This window comes from Acinetobacter portensis (assembly GCF_009372215.1).
Classification (GTDB): Bacteria; Pseudomonadota; Gammaproteobacteria; order Pseudomonadales; family Moraxellaceae; genus Acinetobacter; species Acinetobacter portensis.
Map to the genome: position 1 here is coordinate 1 of NZ_LWRV01000068.1, position 21,617 is coordinate 21,617.

The 21,617-nt window shown below is 37.6% G+C and carries 20 protein-coding genes; 8 read left to right on the forward strand and 12 right to left on the reverse strand.

Annotation, left to right across the window (positions count from 1 at the left end):
• Positions 1–344: 344 nt before the first annotated feature.
• Positions 345–1,358, reverse strand: a complete 1,014-nt coding sequence (trpS, locus tag A6M14_RS07315) for a tryptophan--tRNA ligase (protein WP_152874322.1) — start codon at positions 1,356–1,358, stop codon at positions 345–347.
• 318 nt (positions 1,359–1,676) lie between these two features.
• Between trpS and A6M14_RS07320 the strand changes: the two genes are divergently transcribed.
• From A6M14_RS07320 to A6M14_RS07335, 4 genes are all read left to right on the forward strand, one after another.
• Positions 1,677–2,612, forward strand: a complete 936-nt coding sequence (locus tag A6M14_RS07320) for a DUF808 domain-containing protein (protein WP_152874323.1) — start codon at positions 1,677–1,679, stop codon at positions 2,610–2,612.
• A 76-nt stretch (positions 2,613–2,688) separates the two neighbouring features.
• On the forward strand, positions 2,689–3,594 hold the full coding sequence (ypfJ, locus tag A6M14_RS07325) for a KPN_02809 family neutral zinc metallopeptidase (protein ID WP_152874324.1): 906 nt from the start codon (positions 2,689–2,691) through the stop codon (positions 3,592–3,594).
• 224 nt (positions 3,595–3,818) lie between these two features.
• The gene (locus A6M14_RS07330) at positions 3,819–5,318 is read left to right on the forward strand and encodes a cation:proton antiporter (protein WP_152874325.1); all 1,500 of its coding nucleotides are present in this window, start codon (positions 3,819–3,821) and stop codon (positions 5,316–5,318) included.
• A 5-nt stretch (positions 5,319–5,323) separates the two neighbouring features.
• Positions 5,324–5,632, forward strand: coding sequence for an MGMT family protein (locus A6M14_RS07335; RefSeq protein WP_152874326.1), 309 nt, complete (start codon positions 5,324–5,326; stop codon positions 5,630–5,632).
• 45 nt (positions 5,633–5,677) lie between these two features.
• On the opposite strand, the gene A6M14_RS07340 is transcribed toward A6M14_RS07335, so the two are convergent.
• From A6M14_RS07340 to carA, 9 genes are all read right to left on the reverse strand, one after another.
• Positions 5,678–6,118 carry a universal stress protein gene (locus A6M14_RS07340; RefSeq protein WP_152874327.1) on the reverse strand — a complete coding sequence of 147 codons (441 nt, stop codon included), beginning with the start codon at positions 6,116–6,118 and terminating at the stop codon, positions 5,678–5,680.
• A 270-nt stretch (positions 6,119–6,388) separates the two neighbouring features.
• A complete protein-coding gene (locus tag A6M14_RS07345; protein WP_152874328.1) occupies positions 6,389–6,811 on the reverse strand; it encodes a DUF6691 family protein in 423 nt (140 codons plus the stop codon).
• Positions 6,808–7,227, reverse strand: coding sequence for a YeeE/YedE family protein (locus A6M14_RS07350; protein ID WP_152874329.1), 420 nt, complete (start codon positions 7,225–7,227; stop codon positions 6,808–6,810). The genes A6M14_RS07345 and A6M14_RS07350 overlap by 4 nt, the downstream gene beginning before the upstream one ends.
• A 145-nt stretch (positions 7,228–7,372) precedes the next feature.
• Positions 7,373–8,419, reverse strand: a complete 1,047-nt coding sequence (locus A6M14_RS07355) for a DUF4062 domain-containing protein (protein WP_152874330.1) — start codon at positions 8,417–8,419, stop codon at positions 7,373–7,375.
• Positions 8,420–8,492: 73 nt separating this feature from the next.
• The gene (locus A6M14_RS07360) at positions 8,493–9,107 is read right to left on the reverse strand and encodes a CatB-related O-acetyltransferase (protein WP_152874331.1); all 615 of its coding nucleotides are present in this window, start codon (positions 9,105–9,107) and stop codon (positions 8,493–8,495) included.
• Positions 9,108–9,149: 42 nt separating this feature from the next.
• Positions 9,150–10,577: a deoxyribodipyrimidine photo-lyase gene (gene phrB, locus A6M14_RS07365; RefSeq protein ID WP_152874332.1), complete on the reverse strand. Its 1,428-nt coding sequence runs from the start codon at positions 10,575–10,577 to the stop codon at positions 9,150–9,152.
• A 131-nt stretch (positions 10,578–10,708) separates the two neighbouring features.
• The gene (gene greA / locus A6M14_RS07370) at positions 10,709–11,185 is read right to left on the reverse strand and encodes a transcription elongation factor GreA (protein WP_152874333.1); all 477 of its coding nucleotides are present in this window, start codon (positions 11,183–11,185) and stop codon (positions 10,709–10,711) included.
• Positions 11,186–11,292: 107 nt separating this feature from the next.
• Entirely contained in the window at positions 11,293–14,523 is a 3,231-nt protein-coding gene (carB, locus tag A6M14_RS07375) for a carbamoyl-phosphate synthase large subunit (RefSeq protein WP_152874334.1), read from the reverse strand.
• A 13-nt stretch (positions 14,524–14,536) separates the two neighbouring features.
• A complete protein-coding gene (gene carA, locus A6M14_RS07380) occupies positions 14,537–15,679 on the reverse strand; it encodes a glutamine-hydrolyzing carbamoyl-phosphate synthase small subunit (protein WP_152874335.1) in 1,143 nt (380 codons plus the stop codon).
• Between the two features lie 311 nt (positions 15,680–15,990).
• Here carA and A6M14_RS07385 point away from each other — a divergent pair, with 311 nt between their 5' ends.
• On the forward strand, positions 15,991–16,479 hold the full coding sequence (locus A6M14_RS07385; protein WP_152874336.1) for a hypothetical protein: 489 nt from the start codon (positions 15,991–15,993) through the stop codon (positions 16,477–16,479).
• 112 nt (positions 16,480–16,591) lie between these two features.
• Here A6M14_RS07385 and A6M14_RS07390 read toward each other — a convergent pair whose 3' ends face one another.
• Complete coding sequence (locus A6M14_RS07390; RefSeq protein ID WP_152874337.1) at positions 16,592–17,131, reverse strand: DOMON-like domain-containing protein; 540 nt, start codon at positions 17,129–17,131, stop codon at positions 16,592–16,594.
• Positions 17,132–17,141: 10 nt separating this feature from the next.
• On the reverse strand, positions 17,142–17,465 hold the full coding sequence (gene yhbY / locus A6M14_RS07395; protein ID WP_152874338.1) for a ribosome assembly RNA-binding protein YhbY: 324 nt from the start codon (positions 17,463–17,465) through the stop codon (positions 17,142–17,144).
• A gap of 354 nt (positions 17,466–17,819) precedes the next feature.
• Here yhbY and rlmE point away from each other — a divergent pair, with 354 nt between their 5' ends.
• The 3 genes from rlmE (at position 17,820) to folP (ending at position 21,486) form a co-directional block, all read left to right on the forward strand.
• Positions 17,820–18,470: a 23S rRNA (uridine(2552)-2'-O)-methyltransferase RlmE gene (gene rlmE / locus A6M14_RS07400; protein WP_152874339.1), complete on the forward strand. Its 651-nt coding sequence runs from the start codon at positions 17,820–17,822 to the stop codon at positions 18,468–18,470.
• 135 nt (positions 18,471–18,605) lie between these two features.
• Positions 18,606–20,513, forward strand: a complete 1,908-nt coding sequence (gene ftsH, locus A6M14_RS07405; RefSeq protein ID WP_152874340.1) for an ATP-dependent zinc metalloprotease FtsH — start codon at positions 18,606–18,608, stop codon at positions 20,511–20,513.
• Positions 20,514–20,637: 124 nt separating this feature from the next.
• On the forward strand, positions 20,638–21,486 hold the full coding sequence (gene folP / locus A6M14_RS07410) for a dihydropteroate synthase (RefSeq protein WP_152874341.1): 849 nt from the start codon (positions 20,638–20,640) through the stop codon (positions 21,484–21,486).
• The last annotated feature ends 131 nt before the right edge of the window (positions 21,487–21,617 follow it).

The window sequence follows — 21,617 nt, forward strand, 5'->3', positions numbered from 1 at the left end:
TCTGCTAGTCTAGAGCCTTAATAAATATAAATAATTGTTGTGTAAATTATATCACGTTTTCACTAAATTTTAGGCAAAAAAATGCGCAACAATTGGGGTGACTGTTGCGCAGAAAATCGAAACTGTTTACACAGGTTCGGGGGTAACTAGTGAAATTAAACATATAAGATTAATTTCTATGAAGTAATAATAATAGAGAAATTGAATTGGGTCTTTTAGTCTATTGTTGATCTAGTGTTAAAGCATGTAATTAGTGTTGTTTTTGGTGATCTATTTATCACAATGTATTAAAAGCAAAAAAGCTCAAAGATGAGCTTTTTTGTATCGTAAAATTGATGTCTATCTTAGAAGTGAAAAACACCCAAACCAGACTTAACTTCATCTAAGGTTTGTTGAGTAATATCACGGCATTTTTCTGTGCCTGCTTTTAAGATATCCATGATGTAGTCAGGATCTTTTGCGAGTTCCATACGACGTTCACGAATAGGTGTAATTAATTCTTTAAGTACACCTTCAAGGCGTTTTTTCACCGTACCATCGCCTAAACCACCACGACGATAATGTGCTTTAAGTTCTTCAACTTCTTCTTTGTTTGGATCGAAAGCATCTAAGTAAGTGAATACGATATTGCCTTCGACTTGACCAGGATCTTCAACACGTAAGTGGTTTGGATCGGTGTACATTGCATTAACGGCTTTCTTAATGTCTTTATCAGAAGCATCAAGCACAATGGTATTGCCTAAAGATTTAGACATTTTTGCTTTGCCATCGAAGCCAGGTAAACGTCCAACATTTGAAAGTAATGCTTTGCATTCAGGAAGTAATTCTTGACCAATTTGACGGTTCAAACGACGAACAATTTCATTGGTTTGTTCAATCATTGGAATTTGGTCTTCGCCAACAGGTACAACCGTTGCTTTAAATGCTGTGATATCGGCTGCTTGAGCAACTGGATAACATAAGAAGCCTGCAGGAATATCACGTTCAAATCCACGCATCTGAATTTCAGACTTAATGGTTGGATTACGTTCTAAACGAGATACGGTCACAAAGTTTAAATACAACATAGTGAGTTCGTTTAAAGCAGGTAAGCCCGATTGAACACAAATTGTTGTTTTTGTTGGGTCGATGCCTACAGCTAAGTAGTCTGTTGCTACTTCAATAATATTACGACGTACTTTTTCGAAGTTGTCAGCATTATCTGTAAATGCTTGAGCATCAGCCAATAAAAGATGCTGATGATGTGAATCTTGTAAACCCACGCGTGAACGCAAAGAACCTACAAAGTGACCTAAGTGAAGTTGGCCTGTAGGGCGGTCGCCAGTCAAAATCACTGGACGATTATCTTGATTACTCATTATGAATTCCAGAACAGTAGCCAGCGCTACTCATATATACAAAGAATGCAGATATTGTACGGTAATTTTTTTTTTAATGTCAGCAAGAATAAATATTGAATTTGAAAAATCTTAGTATTTAATGAATATGAATGATATTTAATAAGAACTTATATTTACTCAATTACATAATTTATGGGCAAATTAACATAACGGATAAATAAAGCACGGTTGAAAGATCCTTATTGAAAATAAAGAGGCTTTTAAACAATCTGATGTTTTTCTTTTTAAGGCGATATATTAAAGATAGAATAAATAAAAAAATGCGTGGAATAAAAAATGGCGAGCAGCTTATTACTATTATTAGATGACATTGCTACTGTACTTGATGATGTTGCAGTCATGAGTAAGATGGCAGCAAAAAAAACAGCAGGTGTTCTTGGTGATGATTTGGCTTTGAATGCACAACAAGTTAGTGGTGTAAAAGCAGATCGTGAGCTTCCTGTGGTATGGGCAGTTGCGAAAGGTTCCTTTGTAAATAAGCTTATTTTAGTTCCACTTGCTTTATTAATTAGTGTGGTTGCACCTTGGCTTATTAATCCGTTGTTAATGATTGGTGGTTTGTTTCTTTGCTACGAAGGCGTTGAAAAAGTTTTACATTCTTTACATAAGAAAAAAAATCATGCAAAAAGTCATGAAGAAAACCTCACAGAACATGAAAATATTGAAGACATCGATTTAGCTACATTTGAAAAAGATAAAATAAAAGGTGCAATTCGTACCGATTTTATTTTATCTGCTGAAATAGTGGTGATTTCACTTGGAACAGTTGCCACAGCAGCCTTTATGATACAGTTGAGTGTATTGGCTGTTATTGCAATCGTCATGACTGTTGGGGTTTATGGTTTTGTCGCGATGATTGTGAAAATTGATGATTTAGGTTTGTATTTGGTAGATCAAGCATCTTCAATAAAACAAAGTATTGGTCGAGCTTTGCTCGCTTTTGCCCCAAAATTGATGAAAACACTCACGATTGTCGGAACAATTGCAATGTTTTTGGTGGGCGGTGGCATTATCAACCACGCTATTCCACTATTTCATCATTGGACTGAAGATGCAGTAGATTATATTGAGTTGATTCCAAATGTTGGAAATATTGTGGGAGCATTGACACCAACAATGATTAATTTGGTCACAGGTTTTGTTGCAGGTTTAATCGTATTGATTGTTATCTATTTAGGGCAAAAAGTTTTTTCAAAGGCTAAACAAGCATAAATAATTGAAGTATAAGTAATTAAAGATCGCTAAAATAAAGCATATATACAGCATATGCACAATAAGGATAATGACTATGCGTTGGAAAGGTCGTCGTGTAAGTAATAATATTGAAGATCGCCGTGGTGGTGGTGCGGGTAAAGCAGGTGGAATTAGTATTGTAGGCTTAGTTGTGGCTTTTGTTGCATGGAAGTTTTTTGGGGTAGATCCTCAGCAAGCTTATCAGGCAACTAAACAAGTTACAGCCCAAGTGCAACCTGCTGAAACGAGTGGTTTAAGCAACCCTACGCCAGATCAACAAGAAGCTATTGATTTTGTCGGAACTGTTTTAGCGGATACGGAAGATACGTGGACGCAAGTATTCCGTGAGCAACTAAATGCACAATATCAACCACCTAAATTGGTCATGTTTAATGGCGTTGTGAATTCAGGTTGTGGTACTGCACAAGCTGCGATGGGACCATTTTATTGTCCAAGCGATCGAAAAGTTTATATTGATACATCTTTCTTTAAAGATATGAAAACTCAAATGGGTATTTCAGGTGAGCAAAATCAAACTGAATTATCTCGTCAGGATCAAGCAGGCGATTTTGCCCAAGCTTACGTTGTTGCACATGAAGTAGGGCATCATATTCAAACCTTGTTGGGTATTTCAGATCAAGTGCATAAAGCACGCTCTCAAGCATCAAAAACACAAGGCAATCAGCTTTCTGTACGTCAAGAGTTACAAGCAGATTGTTTGTCGGGTATTTGGGCATTTCATACTCAACAACGTACACAATTTTTAGAGCAAGGTGATATTGAAGAAGCGATGGATGCTGCACATAAAATTGGTGATGATTATCTACAAAAAAGTGCAACGGGTCAGGTTGTACCAGATAGCTTTACACATGGTACAAGCGCACAGCGAATGAAGTGGTTTCAAACAGGTTTAAAAAGTGGAAACATCAATGATTGCGACACTTTTAATCAAAATATATAAAGTCTAAATATAGAGTTTAAGCACATGTATAGAAGGGAGATCACTCCCTTTTTTACTAAGTAAAATGAATTCATTTTAAATGTAAAAAATATGTTAAAAAAGTTTACTGAATTCGAGTGAAACTTTGAAAAAACGGTACACTATTCAAATAATAAATCCTTAAGTTTTTCCTATTTTATGTGGAAATATTAAGGGTACTTTCGGTTGCAGCAGATGGAATACTGATGGGTAATTATTTTTTCCTCCAAGTCTTTACGGTAATTTTTGCACTTTCAATTGCAACTACAATTTTTAATAAACGAGTATTGGGTTTTCCTCAAGCCATAGGTGTTCCCTTAGTTTCTGCAATTTTTGTCTTTATTTTACAATGGGGTGCAAGCCTTTTAAGTGGTAATGAATTTATTACCATTAATATTCATAATATTGAAAATGCTGTTAGACATATCGACTTCTATGACTTTTTAATTAATGGCGTTATTTGTTTTATTTTGACCTCATCGGCACTTAAATTTAAGGTGTCAGATTTAAAAAGTTATTGGAAACCCATTACTATTCTTGCCAGTATTGCATTAGTTTTATGTGCGGTATTTGTGGGGGTTTTGCTTTACGGTTACCAAATTTTAGTTGGTAATCATGTCGATTTATTGGTGCTTTTACTCTTAGGGGCTGCACTCGGGGCGACGGATCCGATTGGTATTAAGGGTGTATTAAGTTCGGTTCGTGCACCACATCATCTTATTGTGAAGCTTGAAGGTGAATCTTTATTTAATGATGCAATGTGTATTGCATTGTTTATGACCTTATTGAATGTATTGCAAGGTGAGCATTTTACGCTGATTGGTGTATTGGAAACGCTGCTTTACGAAATTGTTGTTGCTGTGATTATTGGTTGGGGTTTTGGTTTAGCGATATTGCGTTTATTACGTGGTAAGCACGAAATGGAATCACTTATTTTAACCACAGCATTATTGGCATGTGGTTCGTATTTGGTTGCTTTGTTCGCCCATGCTTCTGCGCCTATTGCCTGCGTAATTGGTGGTTTGGTTGTAGGGAATAAGTGGAAAGAGATTCTTCAAGAAAGAGAAATTCGTGAAGTAAACCATTTTTGGCATACGGTTGAAGGCATTATTAACTCGTTCTTATTTACCTTAATTGGTTTAGAACTTTTCATTTTAGATTTAAGTATTAGCTTAATTTTGGGTGGTATTGTTGCCTTTATTATTCTACATGCTTCACGTTTTGCCGCTAACTTTTTATCATTTGCATTTTTCCCAAGCTTCAGACATAAAAGTTATAACGGTAGTTTAGCGATTTTGTCTTGGGGTGGGGTACGTGGTGGTATTTCACTTGCCTTAATTTTGGCGGTAGCGAACATTCCAGAGTTAAGTGAATATAGTAGTATTTTAATTGGCTATACCTTCATTTCTGTATTGTTGTCTGGTTTGGTTTGTGGCTTAGGTTTGCCTGCGGTAATGAATGCCTTTTATTACAATCCGAATGAAGAAAAAACTGGCTTCAAAGGTTGGTATCAGCGTATGTGCCATAAAATGAATAAAAAAGGATTTCAATATATTGTTGAGGAAGATGAGCAAGGTAATGAAATCATTAGCGTGCATAGAACTGATTCAATTGTCGATCAAAAAACGGATGATGGTGTGGCAAAACTTCATCATCCAGATAAATTACAAGAAGTTAAGCGACTTGAAAGTCCGGGTAATTTCTAAAAGTAATGAAAAATTATGTGCGCGAATTTTATGGCATTATTCAGTTGATTCCTCAAGGAAAAGTCGCAACGTATGGGCAAATTGCAAAACTTGCAGGTTTGCCTAAGCATGCACGTCATGTTGGTTTTGCTTTAAAAAATATGGCTGATGATAGCGTTGTACCTTGGCATAGAGTAATTAACTCACAAGGAAAAATTAGCCTAAGTAAGGAAGATGGCTTTGGTGAAAATATTCAAGCTATTAAATTACAATCGGAAGGTGTTGTGGTTATAGATGGCAGGGTAAATTTAAAACGGTATCAATGGAATCCATGAATAAAAAAAGCTTCTTAAATAAGAAGCTTTTTTTTGATTTGAAAATTACTTGCGAACAATAAGAACAGGAACTGTTCCTTCTGCAAGTACGCTTTGTGCAACGCTACCTAAAACTAATTTTTTGAAGCCTGTGCGACCATGTGAACCAATTACAATTAAGTCTGCATTGGCAGCTTCGGCAGCTTTTACAATTTCACGTTGAATGACTTGTCCTTCTAGAAGTTGAGTTTCAACAGCTACGCCATATTCAGCAAATTTTGCTTTTGCTTCTTCGAGTGTTTTAAGAAGTGATTTACGGGCACGTTCAATGAGTTCGTTTGTGTGAGATGCAGAAATGTATTCCGCAGCGATATAAGGGTCTAAAGTTAGGACTTGTACAATAGTCACCTTACTGTTGAATGCTTTTGCTAGGTCGGCTGCTTTTTCAATTGCAGCATATGAAGTTTCTGAACCATCTACAGGTACTAAAATATTGTTAAAAGACATTTTATTTCTCCTTTTTTCTAAATAATACAACCATAAAGTTTTGTGGTTTTCATCTGTTCTTATAATCATAATATATTGATTTTAAAAAGATTAAAACCTAGTAAAATGCTTGGTGAAATATTGCTAACTTGATGTATTAATTAATAAATATTTACAGTAATTGGGCAATGGCAAAAAATATTAAAGTGTAAACAGTTATATATTCTTTAGTCTTAGATTAATAAAAATGCCAATCTAAAAATTGGCATTTTTATTAATGTGAAATGTGTTTTATCTATTCCTTTGAAGAATAAGTTTATGAATATAAAAGCCTAAAATCATGGAAGTAATAAAATACAGCCCTTCATAATGACCTAAACCAATTAAAGTTAAACTTGGTGCAGGGCATATCCCTGCTATTCCCCAACCAATACCAAAAATGATGCTACCTAAAATAAGTGAGCGATCTATTTGTGTGTTCTGTGGAAGTTGAATGGTTTCGTTAAACAAAGTTTTAGGTGAGTTTTGTTTTACTGCTTTTTGAAATGGAATAAATGCAACGCATATTGCGCCCATCATGACAAAAGCAAGACTTGCATCCCACTGTCCAAATAAATCTAAAAAGTCTAAAACTTTTTGTGGATTTGCCATACCTGAAATCATTAAACCAAGCGAAAAAATGCCACCAAATATAAAAGCGAGAAAGTTTTTCATGCGTTCGCTCCTAATAAATGGCGCACGATATAAACAGTCACAAAGCCTGCGAGCATGAAGCTAACAGTGGCAAGTATTGAACGTGTTGATAAGCGACTGATACCGCAAATGCCGTGTCCGCTTGTACAGCCTGAGCCTAAGCGTGTGCCAAAGCCTACAAGTAAGCCTGCAATAATCATGCTGAATGGTGATGCTTGAATATTGATTTCAGGTTGTGTGAAAAGTGCATATATAAATGGAACAACAATTAGACCTGCCAAGAACCAAAATGCAGGGGAGTTTATAAAGCTTTTAATGTGGAGTGATTGTGCGAGTAAGCCACTTATTCCAGCAATGTGCCCATGCACGTATAAGTAGCCTACGGCAGATATGCCAAGTAGTGTTCCACCTAAAAATGAAATGAGATATTCATGCATGAACGTGATCTTTGAAGAATATGATGGCGTTATTATATGAAATTGGGAGTGATAAATGGCGATTATAGTGGGTGATGTAATTATAGGTATTTGTAGTTATAAAAGGACTACTAGAATTGTCAAAGTAGTCCAATTGCTAAGATATTTAGTCTGTTCTTTTTATCGCATTCAATTCTGTCATTAATTGATCGCCGTATGGAGTTAAAGTCCAATAAGTATTTGTATCAGAAGGAGGGTGCTTTTTTGTACTTAATGTAATAAGTTTTAATGCTCTGAATTGAAGAAGGATAAGTCTTAAGTCTTCAGTATATGCGGTAAAATTTATTGCACTTTTTAAGTTGCCGTTATCAAGGGCTTCTTTTAAATCCTCAGCACAATATTTTCTAAAACATTTGCTAAGTAAAATTAGTAATTCATTTTCATTATTTTCAACGATTAAGGAGGGAGATAAGTATTCGAATATATTATTCCATGTTAAAGATAAGCCAATTTTATATGATTTGTGGCGAACTAAAGTGTCATCAGTTTTTAACTTGGCTTTAAAGCCAATATTTATTTCAATTAAATCATTGTTTTGGGATAGGTTGTCTAATCCTGCAGGTTTAGTTTTAAGCTGATCAATTTGGTTCTCAAGGTCACTGATTGTGTGCTGAAGTTTAAGTATTTCTTTAGATGTGTCCTCATTAGGAACTAAATCAGCTCTGACCCATCCTATTGCAGGATACATTTTAATAGTTTTTGTTAGACTAAGAGCAACCATTCCTGCTACTTGATCTGTATTTTCCCAGAATTTTACTAAGCGTCCCGTACAAACTTTTTCTCTAAATTTACTAAGTTTTTCTTGAAGAATAGGATCTTTTTCACATTTAATTTGCGGGAGGTTATTGGGGTCACCGTGCACAAGTGCAAGTACTTTCATGCCCTTGGCAACAGCATAATCGTACTCCATTTCTGTATAACCAATTCCTTCAGGGCTTAATGAGCCATATCGACCACCAATTAGTAGAAGATAATAGTCACAATCATCTATAACTTTCTTAATAAAATCCCATTGTTCTTCATCAGCTGCGGGAAAAAGCTCCATGCCGGCTGGTATACAATCCATTTCCATTAATGTTTGGATAATATGTTTTCGTTCTTCTTCTAAATCTGTAAAGGTTGAACTGACGAAAACTTGGTATCTTTTATCCATAAAATTATTACTCTAAATTTTTTGATTAGTTAAGAAGAAAGTTTATATATATATAATGTAAGTAATTATTTTTCTAAAAATATTCGACTAATCTACTAACATCATCTGTTTGCAATTGCTCACGCATCTTTAAAAACTGCTTTTCATCTAAATCATATAACTTTAGAGAAAGCAGTTTTTCTATATCTTCTTCAGGAAAACGATACTTAATCACTTTCGCAGGTACGCCACCTACAACCGCATAAGGGGGTACATCTTTCGTTACCACAGAACCTGTCGCAACCACGGCACCTTCACCAAGCTTCACACCCTGCATAATCATGGCACGAGAACCAATCCAACAACCATCACCAATAACAGTGTCACCCGCAGGCACAAAACTACGCGTATCGAAAGGAAAAGCCGAAATCCAATCGGTGCGGTGTAACTGATTACCACCCATCATAATCACGCATTCCGCCCCAAAACATACGAAATTGCCAATATAAAGCTGATCAATCGGCTTATCAGGTGTAGAAGGCTTATCATGCAAATAACGCACAACACAACGCTCAAAACCCTGATCCCAATAGGCAGAATAATAAGAATAGTTTCCCTTTATGTGAATATTCGGATTTTTCACAGTTTTGGAAATAAATTCGAATTCGCACCAATGCTTAACAGGGGAATTGATTAAAGGTTCAGCCATAAGAACAATCAAAGAACGAGCGTAAAGGCATTATAGCCGAACTTAAGCCAAATGCTTAAAGGCATCAATGGCACGAATACGACTGCTTTTTAAATCGACAATAGGTTTTGGATAGTTCAATTCTAATTGTGGATTTTTCGCATAAGGTTCATGAATGTGTTTCGCATCTAAATGTGAAAGTTCAGGCACCCATTGACGAATATAATCGCCATTGGCATCAAACTTTTGCGATTGGCTGACAGGATTAAAAATACGGAAATAGGGTGCAGAATCTGTTCCTGTAGATGCACACCATTGCCAGCCACCATTATTGGCAGCCAAATCACCATCAATTAAATGCTGCATAAACCACGCTTCACCTAAACGCCAATCTATGAGTAAATTTTTAGTGAGAAACATCGCACAAATCATACGAACTCGATTATGCATCCAACCTGTTGCAAGTAGTTGGCGCATGCCTGCATCTACAATTGGAATGCCTGTTTGTCCATTTTGCCAAGCCACTAAATCATGAGTTGCATCACGCCAAATCAACTTTTGTGTATTTAATTTAAAAGGTAGGTGTTTAGATACACGCGGGTAGTCGAACAAAATATGCTGATAAAATTCACGCCAAAGCAGTTCATCTAACCAAATTTGTTGACCATCATTTTCAAATTCCATATAGCCATGACTATGGCGAAATAAGGCGTGTAAACACTGGCGGATAGACAATATTCCAATATTCAAATAAGCGGCAAGTTTACTTGTGCTATTTAAAGCAGGGAAATCTCGTTCTTGCTGATAATGCTGTACATGATCATGAGTAAAATCATCTAAAAGTTGCCATGCAGATGCTTCGCTCACGTGCCAAATTTGTTGTAAATCATGAGAGATATGCCGGTTTGGATAAAACTCGGAAAGACTGGAAATTGGTTGTTCAAAATCTTCATGCTGTGAAATTGGGTTTTGAGCCTCAATAGGTGGATAACACGCAGGCAAACTTATACTGAGTTTCTCATAACATTGTTTTTTAAATGCGCCAAAAACTTGATAGGGTTGATCACTTTTATTACGAATGCTGCCAACAGGAAAAATAGTTCGATCATGATAAAGCTCAAAATCAATTTTATTTTTTTCTAGCAGATGTTGAATTTCAGCATCACGTTTAAGTTCATTTACTCCAAGTTCAATATTGGCATGTAATGATTGAATTTGATGTTGCTGACAGAGTTTTAAAATATGTTGTGGTAGATCTGACCAAAGATCAATATTCAGTACAATGAGCGGAATATTTTTACTATTGAGCTTCGTTTTGAGTTCTTGTAATTGTCTAAGATAAAAATCAATTTTAATAACGGCATCATCATGCAATTGCCATTGCTTTGGTGACAAAACAACAAGCGCAATACATGAACCCGCTTGGGTCGCATGCCAAAGTGCAGCATGATCGTGAATACGTAAATCTTGTCGGAACCAAATAAGTTGCATAATAATGTAAACAAAGAGCAAATTCATTTAAGCATAAGCGTGTAGATATGCAGAATACAAGATGATTTATTTTTTATTTATACAAATAAAAACCCCTCAAAAGAGGGGCTTTAAGATGAAATCTTTATGAATTAAAGATATTCAACTTTTACAATTTCGTATTCCACTTCACCTTGAGGTGTCGTGATTTTAGCGTCATCGCCTTCACTTTTACCTAGAAGACCACGTGCAATTGGAGAGTTGACAGAAATCTTATTAATTTTGAAGTCAGCTTCATCATCACCTACAATTTTGTAAGTTTTTTGCTCTTCAGTATCTAAGTTTTCAATAGTCACGGTCACACCAAAAACAACACGACCATTTTGTTCAAGCGATTTAACATCAATTTCTTGAACTGCGCCTAATTTGCCTTCGATGTCTTGAATTCGACCTTCACAGAAACCTTGTTGCTCACGAGCAGCATGATATTCAGCGTTTTCTTTCAAATCCCCATGTTCACGCGCTTCAGCAATTGCTGCAATAATACGTGGACGATCAACACTTTTAAGTTGCTGTAATTCTTTCTCTAGGGCAATTTTGCCTTCGGGAGTCATAGGATAACGTTGCATTGTTGTCCCTCTAGTTTGTAAGAGAAATTAAATCAATAAAAAAATATTGATTTACAAATGAAAAAAAGCCCGCCACCAAGAGGTAGCGGGACTTCTTGGTAACTTAATTAACCTTTAGTAAGGTCTTGCAAGCGGTAAACATCCATTGGTAATTGGATAGCTAAAGCTTGGCAAACAGCTTCTGCACCATTCAAAGTTGTAGTGTTATACACTTTACCTTGAAGTGCTGAACGACGGATCGAGAATGAATCTTCTTGAGCCTGTTTACCTTCAACCGTATTAATCACAAGGTGGATTTCGCCGTTTTTAATACGGTCCACAATGTTAGGACGACCTTCAGTAACCTTGTTCACGCGTTCACACTCAAGACCAGCTTCGCTGATTACCTTAAATGTACCACCGGTCGCAAGAATCTTGAAGCCTAAATCGATCAGTTGTTTTGCAATTGCAACTGCACGTGGTTTATCTGATTCACGTACAGAGATGAATGCATGTTTCACTTCACCTTCGGTTGGTAAGCCAGGTAAACGTTCATTTGCACCTAAAACAGCTTTATAGAACGCTTCACCAAAAGTTTTACCAACACCCATTACTTCGCCTGTAGATTTCATTTCAGGGCCAAGAATAGGGTCAACACCAGGGAATTTATTGAATGGGAATACTGCTTCTTTTACAGAGAAGTAAGTTGGAATAATCTCTGTTGTGAAACCTTGTGACACAAGAGATTGACCCGCCATACAACGTGCAGCAACTTTCGCTAAAGATTCGCCAATACATTTCGATACGAATGGAACAGTACGAGATGCACGTGGGTTCACTTCAAGAATATAAACGTCATTGCCTTTAACTGCAAACTGTACGTTCATCAAACCAATTACACCAAGCTCTTTTGCCATAGCAATTGTTTGACGACGCATTTCGTCCTGAACATCTTTAGATAAAGAGTAAGGAGGAATAGAACATGCAGAGTCACCTGAGTGAATACCAGCTTGTTCAATGTGTTGCATAATACCGCCAATCACAACGTCTTTACCGTCAGATACGCAGTCTACGTCAACTTCAATTGCGTCATCTAAGAAACGGTCAAGAAGAACAGGCGCTTCGTTAGATGCTTGAACAGCATCACGTAAGTAGCGTTTAAGTTCGTCATCGTTGTATACGATTTCCATCGCACGACCACCAAGTACATACGAAGGACGTACTACAAGTGGGTAGCCTACTTTAGATGCTTCAGCCATACCTTCTTCAGCAGATTTTACAATGCTGTTGTTTGGTTGACGAAGTTGTAGACGTTGAATCATTTGTTGGAAACGTTCACGGTCTTCTGCACGGTCAATTGCATCAGGTGATGTACCGATGATTGGCGCACCAGCTTCTTCTAAAGCACGAGCCAATTTAAGCGGAGTTTGACCACCGTACTGAACGATAATGCCTTTAGGCTTCTCGATACGTACGATTTCAAGCACATCTTCCAACGTAATTGGTTCGAAGTACAAACGATCTGATGTGTCGTAGTCTGTAGAAACAGTTTCAGGGTTACAGTTAACCATGATTGTTTCGTAGCCATCTTCACGCATTGCAAGAGCCGCGTGTACACAGCAGTAATCGAATTCGATACCTTGACCAATACGGTTAGGACCACCACCGATCACCATGATTTTGTCTTTGCTAGACGGATTCGCTTCACACTCATCATCGTAAGTAGAATACATGTAAGCTGTATCAGATTCGAATTCTGCTGCACATGTATCTACACGTTTGTAAACAGGGGTTACGCCCAAGTTCCAACGATGTTTACGGAATTGTTTTTGTGAAATACCCATTAAGTTCGCAATGCGAAGGTCAGATAAACCTTTACGTTTGAACGAACGGATATTGTCAGCGTTTAAATCGCCAAAACCTAAAGTCTTAATTTGAGCTTCAGTTTTGATGATGTCTTCAATTTGAATCAAGAACCATTTGTCGATGTTGGTTGCAGCAAATACTTCGTCTAAAGTGAAACCATGACGGAATGCATCGCCTACGAACCAAATACGCTCAGGACCTGGAACTTTAAGTTCTTGAAGAATTTTTTCTTTCGCACCTTCAGTGCCTACTTCAAGTTTTTCATCGAAGCCGCAAACACCCACTTCAAGACCACGAAGTGCTTTTTGCATAGACTCTTGGAAGTTACGACCAATGGCCATTACTTCACCCACAGATTTCATCTGTGTAGTCAAAGTTGCGTCAGCTTGTGGGAATTTCTCGAAGTTGAAACGAGGAATCTTAGTTACTACATAGTCAATTGCAGGTTCGAATGATGCAGGTGTTGTACCGCCTGTGATGTCATTTTTCAACTCATCAAGCGTGTAACCAACAGCCAATTTCGCAGCAATTTTCGCAATAGGGAAGCCAGTAGCTTTAGATGCTAAAGCAGATGAACGTGATACACGTGGGTTCATCTCAATAACAACCATACGACCAGTTTTCGGGCAAATACCGAACTGAACGTTAGAGCCGCCTGTTTCTACACCAATTTCACGAAGTACAGCTAAAGATGCATTACGTAGTAATTGGAATTCTTTGTCTGTAAGCGTTTGAGCAGGGGCAACAGTGATTGAGTCACCTGTGTGCACGCCCATTGGGTCGAAGTTTTCAATGGTACATACGATGATACAGTTGTCGTTTTTGTCACGAACAACTTCCATTTCGTACTCTTTCCAACCAATTAAAGATTCATCGATCAATAATTGTTTAGTCGGAGAAAGATCGAAACCGCGTTCACAGATTTCAATGAATTCTTCTTTGTTGTACGCGATACCACCACCTGAACCACCCATCGTGAATGATGGACGAATGATTACAGGAAAACCGAAACGAGCTTGAATCGCTAAAGCTTCTTCCATTGACTCTGCAATGTCAGCTTTTGGACATTCAAGACCAATTTTACGCATTGCTTGGTCGAATAATTTGCGGTCTTCAGCTTTTTCAATCGCTTCTTTAGACGCACCAATCAATTCAACATTGTATTTTGCAAGAATGCCATGCTCATCAAGAGCAAGGGCACAGTTCAATGCTGTTTGACCACCCATTGTAGGAAGAACAGCATCTGGGCGTTCTTTCTCAATAATCGCTGCAACAGTTTGCCAAGTAATTGGCTCGATGTAAGTTGCGTCTGCCATTGTTGGGTCAGTCATGATTGTCGCAGGGTTAGAGTTTACCAAAATAACGCGGTAACCTTCTTCACGAAGCGCTTTACATGCTTGAGCACCTGAGTAGTCAAACTCACATGCTTGACCAATTACAATTGGACCAGCACCAATAATTAAGATGCTTTTAATGTCTGTACGTTTAGCCATGATGCTTCCTTAATTACTTCTTAGATGCTTCGATAAGTTCGATGAAATGATCGAACAATGGTGCGCAGTCATGTGGACCAGGGCTTGCTTCAGGGTGACCTTGGAAACTGAACGCAGGTTTGTCTGTACGATGAATCCCTTGAAGGGTTTGGTCGAACAAAGATTTGTGCGTAGCTTTCAGGTTTGCAGGTAATGTTTCTGCATCTACAGCGAAGCCATGGTTTTGCGAAGTAATCATCACTATGCCAGATTCAATGTTCTGAACAGGATGGTTTGCACCATGATGACCATGAGGCATTTTTACAGTTTTAGCACCAGAGGCTAAAGCTAAAATTTGGTGACCCAAGCAAATACCAAATACAGGGATGTTGCGAGCATCTTCAACAATTGTTTTTACAGCTTCAATTGCGTAGTCACATGCAGCCGGATCGCCAGGACCGTTTGATAAGAACACGCCATCTGGATTCAGTGCAAGCACATCGGCAGCAGGAGTTTGCGCAGGTACAACAGTTAACTTGCAACCGCGGTCTGCGAGCATACGTAAGATGTTGGTTTTGACACCGTAATCGTATGCAACAACATGGAATTTAGCTTCTGGCTGAGAGAAACCTTGACCAAGTGTCCAAGAACCTTCAGTCCATTCGAAACCTTCAGGATCACAGCACTCTTTTGCAAGATCTAAACCGTTTAAACCACCAAATGCACGAGCTTTTTCTAAAGCTTCTTCTGCCGTGATATTTTCGCCAGCAAGGATGCAACCATTCTGCGCGCCTTTATCACGTAAAATACGTGTAAGTTTACGGGTGTCGATATCTGCAATCGCTACAACATTATGTTGTTCTAAGTATTCACCTAAAGATTGTGTAGCTCGGAAGTTACTGTGCAATAAAGGTAGGTCACGAATAATTAAACCGTTTGCCCATACTTTATGAATTCGACCTGATTCAGCATCTTCTTCATTACAACCAGTATTACCAATATGCGGGTAAGTTAAAGTGACAAGTTGCTGTGCGTAACTTGGGTCAGTCAAAATTTCTTGATAGCCAGTCATGGCAGTGTTAAAAACGACTTCACCAGTCGTACTACCCGATGCGCCAATAGAAGTACCTTTAAAGATAGTTCCGTCGGCAAGGGCTAAAATTGCTGGGGTGCTCAAACCAAAGCTCCTGAAATTTAGGCTGTAAAAAAGCGAGAAGACGAAAAAAAAGGAAGGCTATTTTTTAAACCTACCCTCCTATGTCTGCTCGCTTGAACTTAACACGGCATTATACGGACAGTAGCGCTAAAAGTCCATTCAATTTGTAGCGAATAAGTAATATAAATCACTTGCATTTTAAGTAATAGCTTGTTTCTTGAGCGTGCAGTGAAAAATGTAAGCAAATAATAATTGTTAGACAAATCAGAACTTAAATTTTATCAAACAGGAATATTCTCTTAATAAAGAATGTATAACAACAGGGGAATATGATGACAACAAGACAAAAGAAAGTACCTGCACAAACTGAGCTAAAAAATACGATTTTGGAAGGTACTGATAAGATTGAAAAAGTAGCAATCGAGGCTAAAGATCAGGCAGTTGATATTGTGGTTGATGCTCAAGAAAAACTGAGCCAAGAAGCAAAACAACTCAATATTGGTGTGCAAGATCAATTACGACAATTGAAACAAGATCTGATTCAAAAATTGGATGATTTGAAGGAGCAGTTTGGAACTTCACAAAAAGATTTAATCGATCTTAAAGATTTTGTGAAAACAGAATTCAATACTGTTTTAGATGATTTATCTCAATTAACGAAAGAATTGAAGGAAGATGTCAATCACATCTCTTTTAAACATAAAGATCATTTGACTGAAACCTTAAAACGTTCAAAAGAACATACTTTGGAAGCTTGGAAAAAAGTGATTCCAAATACATCTAAAGAGAGTTCAGTGAAAAGTAAGTCACCTAAAAGCTAGTATCGCATCTGTGAGTGTGTGATGAGTTTTATAAATTGAGAAAGTATTGCACTTAAACCAAACGTCAAGATATAAAAAAAGCAAAAGGTAAATGCCTTTTGCTTTTTTTATTTTAAAACTGATGTAGCCAATCTCTTTTATTATGAAAATCGGCATTTGGGCTACTATGCTGCATTGCATAATAATGATGTCCCTGCGATGTTTTAAGTACCGCAGATAAACCAATAAATACATCATCCCATTTCAGTTTATGTTTCAACATAAATTCAGTCAGATCTAAACTTACACTTAAACCATAATGTGTGCGTTTAAGTTGATTCAGTTCAATGTCATCAGCAACTTGAGGAGGCATATCCTCTGGATAACGATATTCTTCGAATTGATACGCTTGCCATGCTTGAGAAGGAGATAGGTTGATTTCACGATAAAAATCTTCCTCTTTAACTCCAATAAAAATCTCATAACAGGTGTCTTCCCAAAGGAAATCAACACGAGGGTTTGATGTAACTAGCTCGGGCCATTGAACAAACTGATTAGGATCACGTAACCAAAAGCCAACATTTAATGTAAAGGGGCTTTGTTGTTCAATTGCACCAACTAAGGAGATTGCCTGAAATCGGCGATCAAAAGCACTCAGGTCATAACTTGCCATAAGTTAAAAATTAATTACCTAAATGTGCGTGACGAACAAGGTTAGAAAGCTTTTGGTTTTGTTTTGCAGCCTTTTTATAAAGTAGTGCAATTTTACCAATCGTTTGTACAATTTCAGATCCTGAAGCTTCAACAAGTTCTGTAATTAAAGCTGAACGCGCTTCGCGGTCTTCAGCAACTACTTTAACTTTAATAAGTTCATGATCATTTAAAGCACGGTTTAGCTCTTCAATCACGCTTTCTGATAAACCTTTATCACCCACCATTACAACTGGGTTTAAAGCATGTCCAATTTGACGTAAACGCTTACGTTCCTGAATTGATAAAGCCGCCATAAAAATAACCTAAATTAAAAAACGCCCTAGTATAACAAATTGCTCAATCAATCGCTGTAAATTCTCAAGCATCCATAAACATTTATTTGATATTAAAAATTCAGAAGCGGTATTTTTAAAATTAAGCTGTATTTTATCGTAAATATCAGTTAAAAATGGTTTGGGTTAAGAGTGTTATTCTACTGTTTTTATTTAAATAACTTTATTATCAATATCTTGTGTTGTACGAAATAAGCGATTTATGTAATAGAAAAAATCTAAACCAAAGCCGATATTTAGATACAGATGTATACTGCATGACAGAATTTTTTCACGTACAATGAATATTAAGAAGATTTAATTTATTAGAGAGTTATGGCTACACGCATTACCAACCAAAAGTTATCTAAAAGTAGTCGTGATTGGATGAGAGAGCATTTAGACGACCCTTTTGTTAAAAAAGCACAAAAGGAAGGCTATCGCGCTCGTGCAGCTTATAAGCTTCTAGAAATGCAAGAAAAATATAAGCTCATTAAACCAGGTATGGTTGTGGTTGACTTGGGGGCGGCTCCGGGAAGTTGGTCACAAATTGCCGGTAAATTAGTCGGTAGCAAAGGTATCGTGATCGCATCTGATATCTTAGAAATGGATGCATTACCTGATGTTACCTTCCTACAAGGCGATTTTCGAGAAGAAGCTGTCTTTGAAGAATTGTTAAATATTTTAGATGGACGTACCGTAGACGTTGTAATTTCGGATATGGCCCCCAATACATCAGGTAATAAGGCTGTTGATCAACCGCGCCAAATTTATTTATGTGAACTTGCTCTAGATTTTGCCAATAAAGTACTGGGACCTAAAGGTCAATTTGTGGTAAAAGTTTTCCAAGGGACAGGTTTTGATGAATTCCGTAAACAGGTTGTTGATAGTTTTACTGTGTTAAAAACAGCGAAACCTGCTGCTTCGCGAGCTCGTTCAAAAGAGGTTTTCTTAATTGGACAAGGGCTTAAAAAAGCGCCTAAGTAAAGTTTACTTGCCAAGTCCTTAAAAATTGTGCATTTTGTACCTTTTTAATGATTTATATAGCTGGTTTTCAGCGTTTTGAAATAAAAGGTCACCCAATTGGGCATGATCAAATTAGATTGATATGGGAATAAAGCTTTGAGCGATCTTTTCAAGAATGCCGTATTGTGGTTGATTATACTTGGTGTGCTGATTCTTATTTTCAGCAACATTAATGGCAGCGAAAAACCAACATCATTGAACTATTCAGAGTTTGTGACTGCGGTTAATGCAGGTCAAATTAAGCAAGTTACAATTGATGGCGAAAGAATTAATGGTGAAAAGGTTAACGGTTCATCATTTGAAAGTATTCGTCCAGCAGTTCAAGACCCTGAACTGATGCCGAACTTGATCAAAAACAAAGTTGTTGTTGAAGGCACAGCGCCTCAACGTCAAGGTTTGTTGATGCAGCTTCTTATTGCGAGTTTCCCTGTACTTTTAATCATTTTGTTATTCATGTTCTTTATGCGCAACATGGGTGGCGGTGCAGGTGGTAAGAACGGCCCGATGAGTTTTGGTAAATCGAAGGCAAAAATGCTTTCGGAAGACCAAATTAAAGTGACATTTGCAGATGTTGCGGGTTGTGATGAAGCGAAGCAAGAAGTTGTTGAAATTGTAGATTTCTTAAAAGATCCAACAAAATTTAAACGTCTAGGTGCAATGATTCCTAAAGGCGTATTAATGGTTGGTCCTCCAGGTACGGGTAAAACTTTACTTGCGAAAGCAATTGCAGGTGAAGCAAAAGTTCCATTCTTTAGTATTTCGGGTTCTGACTTTGTAGAAATGTTCGTGGGTGTTGGTGCATCTCGTGTGCGCGACATGTTTGAACAAGCGAAACGTCATGCGCCATGTATCATCTTTATTGATGAGATTGATGCAGTGGGTCGTCATCGTGGTTCAGGTACAGGTGGTGGTAATGATGAGCGTGAGCAAACATTAAACCAAATGCTTGTAGAAATGGACGGCTTTGAAGGCAACGAAGGTATTATTGTTATTGCTGCAACAAACCGTGCAGATGTACTTGATAAAGCATTGCTTCGTCCGGGACGTTTTGACCGTCAAGTTGTGGTGAGTCTTCCAGATATTAAAGGTCGTGAGCAAATTTTAAATGTTCACATGAAGAAACTACCTTCAACTGCGGGCGTGGATGTTCAGGTTCTTGCACGTGGTACACCTGGTTTCTCTGGTGCTCAATTGGCTAACCTTATTAACGAAGCTGCATTATTTGCTGCACGTCGTAATAAAAACACCGTTGATATGCACGACTTTGAAGATGCAAAAGACAAGCTTTATATGGGGCCAGAACGTAAATCGATGGTGATTCGTGAAGAAGAGCGTCGAGCTACGGCTTATCATGAAGCAGGTCATGCGATTGTTGCTGAAATTTTACCGGGTACAGACCCAGTGCATAAAGTAACAATTATGCCGCGTGGTTGGGCTTTAGGTGTAACTTGGCAATTACCTGAACATGATCAAACAAGCCATTATAAAGATAAGATGTTGAATGAACTTTCTATTCTTTTTGGTGGTCGTATTGCAGAAGAAGTTTTCATCAATCAAATGTCTACAGGTGCTTCGAACGACTTTGAACGTGCAACAAAAATGGCGCGTGCAATGGTAACTAAGTACGGTATGTCCGATAAAATGGGCGTAATGGTTTATGAAGATGACTCTCAGCAATCATTCATGGGAAGCATTGGTAGTCGTACAATTTCTGAAACAACTCAGTTAGAAGTTGATCGTGAAGTTCGTCGTATCCTAGATGAGCAATATCGTATTGCACGTGACATCTTAGAAAGTAATAAAGATATCGCACATGCAATGGTGAAAGCGCTTATGGAATGGGAAACGATTGATCGTGACCAAATCCGTGACATTATGGAAGGTCGTGAGCCACAACCACCAAAAGTTTATGTTTCAGATAACCCTGTGGTTGATGTAACTCCAACTGATGGTCCAGCAACACCTCCACCATTACCATCTTTAGAGTCTTTACCAAAAGTTTAAGTTGTTTATTAAAAAAAGAGTCTCATATGAGGCTCTTTTTTTATTCCTGCTATTTTGAAAAGAATTCAGCATTGCATAATTTAGAATTGTTAGAATGATGCGAGATGAGATTTAGGAAGAAAATATGCAGCTTGTTTCTTTGCCAAAACGTGTTTTGCAATGTGGTGATTTAAGTTTAGATTTATCGCAGCCACATGTGATGGGGATTTTAAATGTAACCCCTGATTCATTTAGTGATGGTGGCTTACATAATGGTAAAGATGACGCTGTGGCTCGCGCTTTGGTGATGATTGCTGAGGGTGCAACAGTTATTGATGTGGGTGGTGAATCTACGCGTCCAGGTGCTTCAGCAGTAGTTGTAGAAGACGAAATAGCGCGTGTTGTTCCTGTGGTTGAAGAACTTGCAAAATATAATGTGGTTATTTCAATTGATACTTCATCACCAGAAGTTATTAAAGCAGCGGTAAAAGCAGGCGCGCATATTTGGAATGATGTTCGCGCACTTACACGTCCTTATGCATTAGAAACAGCAGCATCATTAAATATTCCTGTCATTATTATGCATATGCGTGGTGAGCCGACTACAATGAATAATTTAGATCAATACGATAATGTCACTGCGGATGTCATTTCTGAATTACAACAGCGTGTAAATGATGCTTTGAATGCAGGAGTTAAGTCTGAAAATATTATGATTGATCCTGGTTTCGGCTTTGCAAAAAATGCACAGCAAAATCTGCAGCTATTAAATGAATTTTATAAACTTTCAGAAATGGGATATCCGATACTTTCAGCATTATCACGTAAGCGCTTTATTGGTGAAGCCTTGGGTGGTGCTGATGCACAAAGCAGGGCGGTGGGATCAGTTGCTGCTCATTTAATTTCTGTTCAGCAAGGTGCATCGATGGTGCGTGTACATGATGTAAAAGCCACAAGTGAGGCATTGATAATTTGGAAAGCGATGCAAGCCTAGAACTGATTTTTAAAAAATGATTTAAACAAAATAATATTTTAAAAGGGTAACAGTGGTTGCTCTTTTTTTTGTTTAGGTGAATTAAAAGAACAATTAGGATAAAGCTATAACTTTGTGGTATATAAACTCGG

Coding starts and splice junctions, on each gene's coding strand:
- yhbY (WP_152874338.1), bottom strand. CDS start 17,465: ATGGCGGCTTTATCAATTCAGGAACGTAAGCGTTTACGTCAAATTGGA.
- A6M14_RS07385 (WP_152874336.1), top strand. CDS start 15,991: ATGACAACAAGACAAAAGAAAGTACCTGCACAAACTGAGCTAAAAAAT.
- A6M14_RS07345 (WP_152874328.1), bottom strand. CDS start 6,811: ATGAAAAACTTTCTCGCTTTTATATTTGGTGGCATTTTTTCGCTTGGT.
- A6M14_RS07335 (WP_152874326.1), top strand. CDS start 5,324: ATGAAAAATTATGTGCGCGAATTTTATGGCATTATTCAGTTGATTCCT.
- rlmE (WP_152874339.1), top strand. CDS start 17,820: ATGGCTACACGCATTACCAACCAAAAGTTATCTAAAAGTAGTCGTGAT.
- A6M14_RS07330 (WP_152874325.1), top strand. CDS start 3,819: ATGGGTAATTATTTTTTCCTCCAAGTCTTTACGGTAATTTTTGCACTT.
- A6M14_RS07350 (WP_152874329.1), bottom strand. CDS start 7,227: ATGCATGAATATCTCATTTCATTTTTAGGTGGAACACTACTTGGCATA.
- ypfJ (WP_152874324.1), top strand. CDS start 2,689: ATGCGTTGGAAAGGTCGTCGTGTAAGTAATAATATTGAAGATCGCCGT.
- A6M14_RS07390 (WP_152874337.1), bottom strand. CDS start 17,131: ATGGCAAGTTATGACCTGAGTGCTTTTGATCGCCGATTTCAGGCAATC.
- greA (WP_152874333.1), bottom strand. CDS start 11,185: ATGCAACGTTATCCTATGACTCCCGAAGGCAAAATTGCCCTAGAGAAA.
- A6M14_RS07340 (WP_152874327.1), bottom strand. CDS start 6,118: ATGTCTTTTAACAATATTTTAGTACCTGTAGATGGTTCAGAAACTTCA.
- folP (WP_152874341.1), top strand. CDS start 20,638: ATGCAGCTTGTTTCTTTGCCAAAACGTGTTTTGCAATGTGGTGATTTA.
- A6M14_RS07320 (WP_152874323.1), top strand. CDS start 1,677: ATGGCGAGCAGCTTATTACTATTATTAGATGACATTGCTACTGTACTT.
- trpS (WP_152874322.1), bottom strand. CDS start 1,358: ATGAGTAATCAAGATAATCGTCCAGTGATTTTGACTGGCGACCGCCCT.
- A6M14_RS07355 (WP_152874330.1), bottom strand. CDS start 8,419: ATGGATAAAAGATACCAAGTTTTCGTCAGTTCAACCTTTACAGATTTA.
- phrB (WP_152874332.1), bottom strand. CDS start 10,577: ATGCAACTTATTTGGTTCCGACAAGATTTACGTATTCACGATCATGCT.
- carB (WP_152874334.1), bottom strand. CDS start 14,523: ATGGCTAAACGTACAGACATTAAAAGCATCTTAATTATTGGTGCTGGT.
- A6M14_RS07360 (WP_152874331.1), bottom strand. CDS start 9,107: ATGGCTGAACCTTTAATCAATTCCCCTGTTAAGCATTGGTGCGAATTC.